Annotated in this window: 13 protein-coding genes; 8 read left to right on the plus strand and 5 right to left on the minus strand. The window is 68.2% G+C overall.

The features are described from left to right. Nucleotides 1-798 (plus strand): YyaL domain-containing protein (locus AC1DHD_RS08625; RefSeq protein ID WP_476879310.1); only part of this gene is annotated, 798 nt, incomplete at its 5' end. Continuing rightward, nucleotides 795-1,472: an HAD family hydrolase gene (locus AC1DHD_RS08630; RefSeq protein WP_476879311.1), complete on the plus strand. Its 678-nt coding sequence runs from the start codon at nucleotides 795-797 to the stop codon at nucleotides 1,470-1,472. The genes AC1DHD_RS08625 and AC1DHD_RS08630, both read left to right, overlap by 4 nt. A 31-nt stretch (nucleotides 1,473-1,503) precedes the next feature. On the opposite strand, the gene trhA is transcribed toward AC1DHD_RS08630, so the two are convergent. After that, nucleotides 1,504-2,145: a PAQR family membrane homeostasis protein TrhA gene (trhA, locus tag AC1DHD_RS08635; protein WP_476879320.1), complete on the minus strand. Its 642-nt coding sequence runs from the start codon at nucleotides 2,143-2,145 to the stop codon at nucleotides 1,504-1,506. A gap of 254 nt (nucleotides 2,146-2,399) precedes the next feature. On the opposite strand from trhA, the gene AC1DHD_RS08640 reads away from it, so the two are divergent. After that, the gene (locus AC1DHD_RS08640; protein WP_476879321.1) at nucleotides 2,400-3,161 is read left to right on the plus strand and encodes an isoprenyl transferase; all 762 of its coding nucleotides are present in this window, start codon (nucleotides 2,400-2,402) and stop codon (nucleotides 3,159-3,161) included. Between the two features lie 235 nt (nucleotides 3,162-3,396). Next, nucleotides 3,397-4,839 carry a PhoH family protein gene (locus AC1DHD_RS08645; protein ID WP_476879312.1) on the plus strand — a complete coding sequence of 481 codons (1,443 nt, stop codon included), beginning with the start codon at nucleotides 3,397-3,399 and terminating at the stop codon, nucleotides 4,837-4,839. 162 nt (nucleotides 4,840-5,001) lie between these two features. Here AC1DHD_RS08645 and AC1DHD_RS08650 read toward each other — a convergent pair whose 3' ends face one another. Next, complete coding sequence (locus AC1DHD_RS08650; protein WP_476879313.1) at nucleotides 5,002-5,652, minus strand: GNAT family N-acetyltransferase; 651 nt, start codon at nucleotides 5,650-5,652, stop codon at nucleotides 5,002-5,004. Between the two features lie 94 nt (nucleotides 5,653-5,746). Here AC1DHD_RS08650 and AC1DHD_RS08655 point away from each other — a divergent pair, with 94 nt between their 5' ends. Together AC1DHD_RS08655 and AC1DHD_RS08660 are read left to right on the plus strand one after the other, a co-directional pair. Next, the gene (locus AC1DHD_RS08655) at nucleotides 5,747-6,271 is read left to right on the plus strand and encodes a prepilin peptidase (protein WP_476879314.1); all 525 of its coding nucleotides are present in this window, start codon (nucleotides 5,747-5,749) and stop codon (nucleotides 6,269-6,271) included. A 9-nt stretch (nucleotides 6,272-6,280) separates the two neighbouring features. Beyond that, entirely contained in the window at nucleotides 6,281-6,751 is a 471-nt protein-coding gene (locus tag AC1DHD_RS08660) for an NUDIX hydrolase (protein ID WP_476879315.1), read from the plus strand. A gap of 96 nt (nucleotides 6,752-6,847) precedes the next feature. Here the strand turns inward: AC1DHD_RS08660 and AC1DHD_RS08665 are convergent, their stop codons facing one another. From AC1DHD_RS08665 to AC1DHD_RS08675, 3 genes are all read right to left on the minus strand, one after another. Next, entirely contained in the window at nucleotides 6,848-8,284 is a 1,437-nt protein-coding gene (locus tag AC1DHD_RS08665; RefSeq protein WP_476879316.1) for a class II fumarate hydratase, read from the minus strand. A gap of 63 nt (nucleotides 8,285-8,347) precedes the next feature. Further along, nucleotides 8,348-8,962 carry a carbonic anhydrase gene (locus AC1DHD_RS08670; protein ID WP_476879317.1) on the minus strand — a complete coding sequence of 205 codons (615 nt, stop codon included), beginning with the start codon at nucleotides 8,960-8,962 and terminating at the stop codon, nucleotides 8,348-8,350. A gap of 10 nt (nucleotides 8,963-8,972) precedes the next feature. Continuing rightward, on the minus strand, nucleotides 8,973-9,680 hold the full coding sequence (locus AC1DHD_RS08675; RefSeq protein WP_476879318.1) for a DUF4245 domain-containing protein: 708 nt from the start codon (nucleotides 9,678-9,680) through the stop codon (nucleotides 8,973-8,975). A 194-nt stretch (nucleotides 9,681-9,874) separates the two neighbouring features. Between AC1DHD_RS08675 and glpX the strand changes: the two genes are divergently transcribed. Together glpX and AC1DHD_RS08685 are read left to right on the plus strand one after the other, a co-directional pair. Next, entirely contained in the window at nucleotides 9,875-10,897 is a 1,023-nt protein-coding gene (gene glpX / locus AC1DHD_RS08680; protein ID WP_476879322.1) for a class II fructose-bisphosphatase, read from the plus strand. A gap of 150 nt (nucleotides 10,898-11,047) precedes the next feature. Continuing rightward, nucleotides 11,048-11,676, plus strand: a 629-nt coding sequence (locus AC1DHD_RS08685; protein WP_476879319.1) for an NAD-dependent epimerase/dehydratase family protein, incomplete at its 3' end; no start/stop codon positions are given.

Consider the following 11,676-nt stretch of genomic DNA (forward strand, 5'->3'; position numbering starts at 1 on the left):
GTCCTGGACCGTCCCGGGCTGGTGGCCGCGGCCGAGGACATTGCCGGCTACCTGGAGCGGGTGCACTGGACGCCGGCGCAGGCACACGAGCCCGGCCGGCTGCTGCGGGTCTCCCACGGCGGGACGGCCCGCGGGATCGGCGGCCTCCTGGAGGATTACGCCTTTTGCGCGGAGGGCCTGTTCGCCCTCTACGCCGTCACCGGAAGCTCCCGCTGGTACGCCCTGGCCGAGGCCATCCTGGCTGCGGCGTGCGCGCGGTTCGCCGCCGACGGCACCCTGCGCGACACAGCCGGTGAATCCGCGCAGGTCCTCTCGGCCCAGGGCGGCCGGCCCGGGATGGACCCGTTCGATAACGCCACGCCCAGCGGAGCAGCCGCGTTCGCCGCGGCCCTGCTGACCTCGTCCGCCCTGTCGGGATCGGCGGAGCGCCGGGGGATGGCCGCCAACATCCTGTCGCTGCTGCCGCCGCTGGCCACCAACGCGCCCCGGGTGGCGGGCGGGCTGCTGGCCACGGCGCAGGCGGAGCTGGCCGGCCCGGTGGAGGCCGCCGTCGTCGGACCCGACACTCCGCTGCGCGCCGCGCTGCACCGGGCGCTGCTGCAGTCGGCCAGCCCCGGTCTCGTCATCGCCCTCGGCCGTCCGGAAACCCCGACGGCGGCCACCGTCCCGCTGCTCCGGGGCAGGGGTGCCGCACCGGACGGGTCCGCGCAGGCCTTCCTCTGCCGCGGCATGGTCTGCGGGCTGCCGGCGCGGTCGGTCGAGGAGCTGCACGGACAACTGGCTAGCATGGCTGAATGACATCTACCCCCGCGGGCCGGGATCCTTTTGAACTGGTGGTCTTTGACTGCGACGGCGTCCTGGTGGACTCGGAGGTGATCTCGGTACACGTGGACCAGCTGGTCCTTGCCGACCTCGGCTGGGAACTGGATCGTGAGGAAATCGTCGAGCGCTTCGTTGGCAACAGCGAGGCGAATTTTGTCTCCACCATCGAACAGCACCTCGGCATCGAACTGGCCGACGGCTGGGACCGGACCTACCAGCAGTGGTACCACGACGCCTTTGAACGGGACCTCACGGCAGTTGACGGCGTCAAGGAGGCCCTGGACCGGCTCAGCCTCCCGCACTGCGTCGCCTCCAGCGGCAGCCACGCGAAGATGCAGCGGACCCTGGGCCGCACAGGCCTGCTGCACCGTTTTGCCGGCCGGATCTTCAGCGCCACGGAAGTCGCCAACGGCAAACCCGCCCCCGACCTCTTCCTGCATGCGGCCGCCACGCTCGGGACAGCCCCGGAGCGGTGCGCCGTCGTGGAGGACAGCGCCTACGGCGTGCAGGCGGCACGGGCTGCCGGAATGCACGTATTCGCCTATGCCGGCGGCGTCACCCCGGCGGAGTGGCTGGCCGGGCCGGGCACCACGGTCTTCGACGACATGCGCCGGCTTCCCGGGCTCATCGACGCCGGGCGGCCGCGCTGAGCCGGCCCTGGCCGGCCCAGTGGAGGGCGGGTCAGCCCAGGACGGCGATGGCGATCGCGATGTAGTGCGCCGCGAACGCGAAAACCGTGAAGGCGTGGAAAAGCTCGTGGAAGCCGAAGTGCTGGTAGCTGAAGTTGGGTTTCTTCAGGGCGTAGAACACGGCACCGGCGATGTACAGCGCCCCGCCGACGCAGATCAGCACCGCGGCGGGGATACTGGCGGCGAAAAAGTCCGGCAGGTAGAACAACGCGCCGCAGCCCAGGGCAATGTAGATCGGCACGTACAACCAGCGCGGGGCGTTGGTCCACAGCAGCCGGAACAGCACCCCGAGGACCGCGCCGGCCCAGATGATCCAGAGCAGCAGGACCGCCTTGGGCCGGTCGAGGAGGGCCCAGGCCAGGGGTGTGTAACTGCCGGCAATGACCAGCATGATGTTGGTGTGGTCCAGTCGTTTGAGCACCATCTTCACCCGCGGGGACCAGTTGCCCCGGTGGTAGACGGCGCTGACCCCGAAAAGCAGCACCCCCGTCAGTGCGTAGACGGCGGAAGCGATTTTCAGTTCGGCGGTGGGGGCCAGCAGCACCAGGACCAGGCCGGCGGCGAAGGCCAGCGGCGCCGTGACGGTGTGGATCCACCCCCGCCATTTGGGCTTGATCATCAGGAGTTCGGCGATCCTCACGGCCGCGTCGTCCACCGGGCTGGAACCGGATTTTGCGGGGTTGGTGTCGCCGTGCGCGGACCGCTCGGGTCCGGAGGCCGGACTGCTGCTCTCCATACCCCAAGAATAACCTACGGTCCGGTAAGTTACCGGCGAGTAGTGCCCGCCTGAGCGGAAATGGCGACGGGGTGCGCGCGGTGCGGCCCCTCCGGCGGGTAGCCTAGGAATGCACTGCCGTCAGACCCCAAGGAAGCCAGGTGAAGCACCGGATGGAACTGCCCGGGTTCCTTTATGGCTTCTACGAGCGCAGCCTCCAGCGTTCCCTCGACCCGGAACGCGTCCCCAAGCACATCGGGGTGATGGTCGACGGCAACCGGCGCTGGGCGCGGCAGTTCAATGCCCCCACGAGCCAGGGCCACCAGGCCGGCGCGGATAAGATCCATGAATTCCTTGGCTGGTGCCAGGAGCTCGGGATCAAAGTGGTCACGCTCTACATGTTGTCCACGGACAACATGAACCGGTCCGGCGAGGAGCTGGACCTGCTGATGGGAATCATCGCCAACACCCTGGACCGGCTCGACGAGGACGCGGATATCTCGGTGCACGCCATGGGTGCGCCGGAACTGCTGCCGGACTACCTCGCCGAAAGGCTCAACAACCTCACGGCCCGCACCCCGGTGCAGGAGAAAATCCACGTCAACGTCGCCGTCGGCTATGGCGGCCGCCGGGAAATCGTCGACGCCGTCCGCGAACTGCTGCACGACGCCGTCGACCGCGGGGCTGACATCGGCAAGCTGGCGGACGAGCTCAGCGTCGACGACATCTCCCGTTTCCTCTACACCCGCGGCCAGCCGGACCCCGACCTCGTGATCCGCACCTCGGGGGAGCAGCGCCTGTCAGGCTTCCTGATGTGGCAGAGCGCCTATAGCGAGTTCTATTTCTGCGAGGCCCTCTGGCCCGCTTTCCGCAAGGTGGACTTCCTCCGGGCGCTGCGTGACTACGCCGGCCGGCAGCGCCGCTTCGGTTCCTGAGCCGGTTCATCCGGGGTTCACATGATGGCAACAAGAATCGCCGAAAAATAGACGCCCAATGCACGCGCCGCGGACGTACGTTAATCCCATCAGCGGGCAAACCGCCGGCTGATCGGGGAGGCCAGTACATGGAGCGGAAGTTCGCACCGGGTGTATGGGAGGCCGCGTCCGGCCTCTCGGCCGAGCCGCCTCACCAATAACAATTCCGGGCCGGCGGCCCGGGGCTGGAGTCGATGTGGCTATTTCTGAACAACTGCCCGGCGTCCTTTCCGACCAGGGCAAGAAGGCTACCTCTCGCGCCAAGCGAGCCACTTCCACGACCGGCACAGCGCCCACCGACGCTGTTGCCGGTCTTGCTGTTTCCGGGGAAGGGACAGCAACCGGACTGACTGCCCGAAGCTACGTGATTGACACCTCCGTGCTTCTCTCGGACCCGCGGGCGGTGCTCCGCTTCGCCGAGCACGAGGTGATCCTGCCGATCGTGGTGATCACCGAACTCGAAAGCAAGCGGCACGATCCGGAACTGGGTTACTTCGCCCGCAAGGCGCTGCGCCTGCTGGACGACCTGCGGGTGGAGCACGGCGGACTCGACAGGCCCATCCCGCTGGGCGACGACGGCGGCACGCTCATGGTGGAGATGAACCACATCTCGGCCGAGGTGCTGCCGGCCGGATTCCGAGGCGGCGACAACGACAGCCGCATCCTGGCCGTCGCCAAGAACCTGGCCAACGAGGGCCGGGACGTGACCGTGGTGACCAAGGACCTGCCCATGCGCGTCAAGGCCTCGGCCATGGGACTGCTCGCCGATGAGTACCGCAACGAGCTGGTCAAGGACTCCGGCTGGACCGGCATCGCCGAGATCGACGCCGCCGAGGACGAGGTAGCCACACTCTACGGCCACGAGCCGGTCTTTATCCCGACGGCAGCCGAGATGCCGGTCAACACCGGCCTGGTGTTGCTCTCCAGCCGCGGCTCAGCGCTGGGCCGGGTAGGGGCCGACAAGCAGGTCCGCCTGGTGAAGGGCGACCGGGACGTGTTCGGCCTGCACGGCAGGTCGGCGGAGCAGCGGCTCGCAATCGACCTGTTGATGGACCCGTCCGTGGGGATCGTCTCGCTGGGCGGCCGCGCCGGTACCGGGAAGTCCGCGCTGGCCCTGTGCGCCGGCCTGGAAGCCGTCCTGGAGCGSCGGGAGCACCGCAAGGTRATYGTGTTCCGGCCGCTCTACGCCGTCGGCGGCCAGGARCTSGGSTACCTGCCCGGCTCCGAGTCCGARAAGATGAACCCGTGGGCGCAGGCCGTCTTCGACACCCTGGGCGCCCTGGTCAGCCAGGAAGTGGTCGAGGAAGTCATGGACCGCGGGATGCTCGAGGTCATGCCGCTCACCCACATCCGCGGCCGCTCCCTGCATGACGCGTTTGTGATCGTGGACGAGGCGCAGTCGCTGGAGAAGAACGTCCTGCTCACGGTGATGAGCCGGATCGGGCAGAACTCCAAGATTGTCCTCACCCACGACGTCGCCCAGCGTGACAACCTGCGCGTCGGACGGCACGACGGGGTGGCGGCCGTCGTCGAAACGCTCAAGGGCCACCCGCTCTTCGGCCACATCACCCTCACCCGCTCCGAGCGCTCGCCGATCGCCGCCCTGGTGACGGACATGCTGGAGGGGGCCGAGATCTAGGCTACTTTGGCCGTCAGCTGCTGCGGAGGTCGTGGTCGGGTTCGCCGGGCCACGGCCCCTTCGCCGTCGCTTAGACACGACCCATGGGCCCCGACGGTCGCTGGGCGACCTTTGGGGCCGATGTGTCGCGATGCGCGACTACGCGAAGGGCCCGCGGACCGGCTACGTCGCGATCCCCAGGAATTTAGCCGTGGGCGCGTGGCCCCGGACGTCTAGGGTCCAGTCGGGGCGCTTGAAGTTGGCCGGGGTGAGGCGGACCTTCTGGGAGTCCTGCAGCTTGCCGCCCCAGTTGGCGCGGGTGACGCCGTTGAGTTCGTAGCCGAGGGACCGGGAGACGCCCAGGGACTGCTGGTTCCAGGCCGCGGCCTCGGACTCGGCCACCTCGGCACCGAGCCAGTCGAACGCGTACAGGGCCACGGCGGCGCGCATTTCCTTCCCGAGGCCCTGGCCGTGCACGCTTTGCCGCAGCCAGGATCCGGTGCTGACGGTCTTCAGCGTGGCGAAGTCCTTGGCCTCGACATCCTGGCAGCCGATGAACTCGCCGTTGTGCCAGATGCCCAGCAGGAGGGTCCACTCCTGCGGGGTCATGGTCCCGCGGCACCGCCAGTACCATTGCGCCATATCCGGGCCGAGCTTCTCGGCCGGGGATTCCGCCCACGGCCGGCTGAACGGGCTGCGGCCGGGTTCGTGGACGCCGCTGAGGGCCGCGTCCACCGCTGCCGGGATGTCCTCATCCCGGATGGGCCGCAGGGTCAGGCGTGGTGTGGCCAGCGTGAGGGCGAACGGGGGCCAGTACGAGTCGGGCGCAGTCATCCCGGAAGCCTAACGGCGCGGCCCGGCGGCCGCCAGTCACGCCCCACTACGCCGGAAACGGCGCACGCGGGGCAAAATCCAGTAGCATCCGAGAGTGATCCAACGTCTCGGCGAACTCGGGGGAGCCGCCCCGCTGGCCTTCTGGCTGGTGCTCCTGGCCTGCGCGTACTTCGCCGTCATGGCCGCGCGCCTGACCGTCATCGACGTGCGGCACCATTTGTTGCCCAACCGGATCATCTTCCCTTCCTATGCGGTGGCCGGCGTCCTGCTGCTCTGCGCGGCGGCGGCCGGCGGGGGCGCCGGGCTGGCCGGGGTGCCCGGGCTCCGGGTGGTGGCCGGCGGCGCGGCCCTCTGGCTTTTCTACTTCCTGTTGCGCGCCGTGTACCCGCCCGGAATGGGGTTCGGCGACGTGAAGCTCGCCGGTGTGCTCGGCATGTACCTTGGCTTCCTTGGCTGGGGGCACGTTTTTGCCGGGACCTTCGCGGCGTTCCTGTTCGGCGGCTTGTGGGGCCTGGCCCTGCTGGTCACCCGGCGCGGGACCCTGAAGTCCGACATCCCGTTCGGGCCGTTTATGCTGGCGGGCACCGCGGCGGCACTCCTGCTGTTGCCGGCGGGCTAGGCTGGCCGGATGGCCACTCCCGAATTCATTCTGACACTGCGCGAAAAGATCGGCCACGACCCCCTCTGGATTCCCGGCGCCTGCGCCGTGGTGTTCGACGACGACGGCCGGGTGCTGCTCGGCCAGCGGGCGGACACCAGCCGGTGGGGCCTGGTCACGGGGATCCTGGAGCCCGGTGAGGAACCGGCGCAGGGCCTGCTGCGCGAGGTCCTGGAGGAGACCGGCGTTGTGGCCGCCGCCGAGCGGCTGGTCTCGGTGGACGCCGCCGGCACCACCACCTACCCCAACGGGGACGTCTGCCACTTCCTGACCCTGGTGTTCCGCTGCCGGTACGTCTCCGGCGAGGCGCGCGTCAACGACGACGAGTCCCTCGCGGTGGGCTGGTTCAGGCCGTGCGAGTTTCCCGAGCCGCCTCCGGCGCACCTGCGGGCCATCGAACGGTCCGCCGACCCCGACGGCGCGGCACACTTCCACAGCTGACCCGACACGGACGGCCGGCCACCGGCCGTTAACGGACGACCGCGGCCGGCAACCTTCGCTGGGAAGGTGCCGGCCGCCGTCGGACTGTCCGGGGGACTAGGCCTTGTGCGGCGGACGCGTCATGGACATAACGTCCAGCGCCGTGTCCAGCTGCTCCTCGGTCAGTTCGCCGCGCTCCAGGAAGCCCATCGCGACAACGGTCTCGCGGATGGTCAGGCCCTCGGCGACAGCCTTCTTGGCGATCTTGGCGGCGTTTTCGTAACCGATGTACTTGTTCAGCGGCGTCACGATGGACGGCGAGGCTTCGGCGAGGAAGCGGGCCCGCTCGACGTTGGCCGTGATGCCGTCGATCATCTTGTCGGCCATAACGCGGCTGGTGTTGGCCAGCAGGCGGACGGACTCGAGCAGGTTGGCCGCCATCACGGGGATGCCGACGTTCAGCTCGAACGCGCCGTTGGTGCCGGACCAGGCGATCGCGGTGTCGTTGCCGATGACCTGGGCGCAGACCATGATGGACGCTTCGCAGATGACCGGGTTGACCTTGCCGGGCATGATCGAGGAGCCGGGCTGCAGGTCCGGGATCGCGATTTCGCCGAGGCCGGTGTTGGGGCCCGAACCCATCCAGCGCAGGTCGTTGTTGATCTTCATAAAGGAGATCGCGATGTTGCGCAGCTGGCTGGAAGCCTCGATCAGCCCGTCACGGTTGGCCTGGGCCTCGAAGTGGTCGCGGGCCTCGGTCAGGGGCAGCCCGGTGTCGGCGGCGAGCAGTTCGATCACACGCTCGGGGAAGCCGGCGGGGGTGTTGATGCCCGTGCCGACGGCCGTGCCGCCCAGGGGAACCTCGGCGACGCGGGGGAGCGCGGCGTTGATGCGCTCGACGCCGTAACGGACTTGCGCGGCGTAACCGCCGAATTCCTGGCCGAGGGTGACGGGCGTGGCGTCCATCAGGTGCGTGCGGCCGGACTTCACGACGTCCTTGAACTCAACGGCCTTGCGGTCCAGGGAGTCGGCGAGGTAGCCGAGGGCCGGGATGAGGTCGTTGATCAGGGCGGAGGTGGCAGCGACGTGCACCGAGGTGGGGAAGACGTCGTTGGACGACTGCGAGGCGTTGACGTGGTCGTTCGGGTGGACCACCTTGTCGCTGCCGCCGGCCTTGAGCGAGCGGGACGCGAGCTCGGCGATGACCTCGTTGGTGTTCATGTTCGACGACGTTCCGGAGCCGGTCTGGAACACGTCGATCGGGAAGTCGCCGTCGTACTTGCCGGCGGCCACCTCGTCGGCGGCGTCCGCGATCGCCTGGGCCAGCTCGCCGTCGAGCACTCCCAGTTCTGCGTTCGCCTGGGCGGCGGCCTTCTTGACCCGGGCCAGTGCCTCGATGTGGGCGCGCTCCAGGGTCTTGCCGGAGATCGGGAAGTTCTCCACTGCACGCTGCGTCTGGGCGCGGTACAGGGCGTTTACGGGAACGCGGACTTCGCCCATCGTGTCGTGTTCAATGCGGAACTCTTCAGTGTTCAAATCTGCTGTGGAAGTCATGGGCCTAGCTTATTCGGCCCGAGGGGTCCACCGAAAACCGTGAACCCGGGGTCAACCGCAGCCCTAGAGCTTGCCGATCCCGGAGACGAGGTCCGCCCGGCCTTCGGCGAGGCTGTACGCCAGCCCGATCACCGCGGCCTGGCCGTTCTCCACGGCCTCCGAAATCACCCGGGAGCTGTCCACCAGCCGCTGTGAGGTCTGCTTCACGTTCTCCACGACCATGTCGTTGATTTCGTGCTGGTCGTTGCGCAGCGAGGTGAGCACGGACGGGGTGATGCGTTCCACGAGGCTGCGCATGAACCCGACCGGCATCTCGCCGGTTTCCACGGCGTTTTTGGTGGCGGTGACCGCGCCGCAGCTGTCGTGGCCGAGCACCACGATCAGGGGCACACCAAGGACGCTGATGCTGTACTCGAGCGATCCCAGCACGGCGTCGTCCATCACCTGGCCCGCGGTGCGGACAACGAACGCGTCGCCGAGGCMGAGGTCGAAGATGATCTCGGCGGCGAGCCGGGAATCCGCGCAGCCGAAGATGACGGCGAACGGGTGCTGGTTCTCCACGAGTTCCGAGCGGCGCGAKGCGTCCTGGTTCGGGTGSGAGGATTCGCCGGCGACRAARCGKTCRTTGCCTTCGCGCAGSCGGCGCCAGGCGAGGGCGGGAGTCAGRTWAGTAGCCACGGCCCCTACTTTACGGTGCGGCGGTGGGAGACGGGGAAACCGTGGACGCTGGGTTACTTTCCAGGGCCTTTACGACGGCGGCGGCCAGGACCGAAAACTCGTCCAGCTGGGCCGGGCCACTGAGGATGACGGTGGTCCCGCGGTAGTCGAGCACCATGCTCTTCTCGCCCTTGCCGGTATCGCGCAGCTGCCAGTCGCGGCCGCCGGCGTTGCGGGTGCCGGTTACCGGCGCGTTTTTGGTCTGCTGCAGGAGCCACGTCGGATTGGCCTGCCGGGTCTGGACCAGGCCGATGAAGGACTCCTTGGGCGTCAGGTAGCCCACTTCCCAGGTGGCGACGCCGCTGCCGGAACCGGACTCCCAGCGGGCGTAATTCGAGCGGAACGCGTTGCCGGTTTCGGGTGCGACGGGTGTGAATCCCGCCACATCGGTGGCGTTCTTGGCGATCGCGCTGACGTTGATGTCCGGCCGGTATCCGTCGCCCTTGGGCGACGGGTTCATCAGCACCACCGGCAGGAAGGCCCCGATGCTCAGGACCAGGGCGATGATCATGCCGATCACCGACGCGTTCGCCCGCTTGGCCGCAGCGGCGCGGATGACGGGCTTGACGGGCTGGCCGCCGGCCGCGTTTCCCGCGTCCGGACCGGCCCCGCCCTGCGGTGATCCGGGGGTCTGGGGCGTCGTGTCCTGCAATTCATTCACCCCTCTATAGTCGCCCATTTCCGGCCGAACTCACATTCGGCAGGGGTGCGGCCGCCGCCGCCGGACCGTTTCACTGTTTTGTCATTTCCATGACCCAAGGTGGCGCCGCGACTATGATCAATAACAGTCGGATCACCGCGGGGGCCGGAGCCCGGACACCGCGGGTTCAATGATCGCCACTCGAAGAAGAGGTTCACGTGTCACCAGCGTCCATGACCCAGAAGTACTCCACACTTTCCCCGTCGCTCGCCGTCGGCATTGACGAGCCTGACCGCAACCTTGCCCTGGAACTTGTCCGCGTCACCGAAGCAGCCGCGATCGCCGGCGGCCACTGGGTGGGCTTTGGTGACAAGAACAAGGCCGACGGCGCCGCCGTCGACGCCATGCGCTCCTTCCTCCAGACTGTCCACTTCAACGGCGTTGTGGTCATCGGTGAAGGTGAAAAAGACGAAGCCCCCATGCTGTTCAACGGCGAACGCGTGGGCGACGGCACCGGGCCCGAGTGCGACGTCGCCGTCGACCCGATCGACGGGACCCGGCTGACCGCCCTCGGCATCAACAACGCCCTGGCCGTCCTCGCCGTCGCCGAACGCGGCTCCATGTTCGACCCCTCCGCCGTGTTCTACATGGAGAAGCTCGTCACCGGCCCGGAAGCGGCCGACATGGTTGACCTGCGCCTTCCGGTCAAGCAGAACCTGCACCTGATCGCCAAGGCCAAGGGCGTTAAGGTCAACCAGCTCAACGTCATGATCCTGGACCGGGACCGGCACCGCCCGCTGGTCGAGGAAATCCGCGAGGCCGGCGCCCGCACGAAGTTCATCATGGACGGCGACGTCGCCGGCGCCATCGCAGCGGCCCGCGCCGGGACCGGCGTTGACGCCCTGATGGGCATCGGCGGCACCCCGGAAGGCATCGTCGCGGCCTGCGCCATCAAGTCCCTGGGCGGCGTCATCCAGGGCCGACTGTGGCCCACCAGCGACGAGGAGAAGCAGAAGGCGATCGACGCCGGGCACGACCTCGACCGGGTGCTCTCCACCAACGACCTCGTCTCCAGCGACAACTGCTACTTCGCCGCCACCGGCATCACCGACGGCGACCTGCTCCGGGGTGTGCGTTACTCCAAGGACAAGGTCCTCACCCAGTCGATCGTGATGCGGTCCAAGTCCGGCACCATCCGCTTCGTCGACGGCGAGCACCAGGCCAGCAAGTGGGAGGGCTACGCCCGCAAGAGCTAGCCCCCAGCGCCGTTGCACAGCGTTGCACAGATCCCGGGACGCCCTGCGCGTCCCGGGATTTGTTGTGTGTGGGGGGCTTCCCCGGTCCGGGTTGCCAGAGGAGCGGCGACGCGGGCCGTCATGGGCGCTGTCATTGGATAGGCTGGAGCCATGACTTGGCTTGTTACTGGCGGTGCAGGATATATCGGTTCCCATGTGGTCGCGGCGCTGCGGGCGGCCTCGATGCCGCCGGTGGTGGTGGACTCCCTCTCCAGCGGACACCGGGAATTCGTCCCGGACGATGTGCCGTTCGTGGAGGGGAACATCCTCGACGCCGACCTGATGGCCCGCACCATGATCGAGCACGGCGTGACCGGCGTAATCCACCTCGCCGGCTTCAAGTACGCGGGGGTCTCCGTGCAGGAGCCGCTGCTCACCTACGAACAGAACGTCACCGGCACCGCCCAGCTGCTGAAGGCCATGGAACTGGCCGACGTCGACAAGCTGGTCTTCTCCTCCTCCGCAGCCACGTACGGGACGCCCAGCGGGGACATCGTCACCGAGGACACCCCCACCCGGCCGGAATCCCCGTACGGGGAGAGCAAGCTGATCGGCGAATGGCTCATCCGGGACCAGGGCCGCGCCCGGGGCCTGAAGCACACCTCGCTGCGCTACTTCAACGTTGTCGGCTCCGGATYGCCGGAACTTTACGACACGAGCCCGCACAACCTGTTCCCGATTGTGCTGCGCGCCCTGACCTCGGGGAAGACCCCCAAGATCTACGGCACCGACTACAACAC

It is taken from the genome of Arthrobacter sp. 05L45_2 (assembly GCF_056397525.1).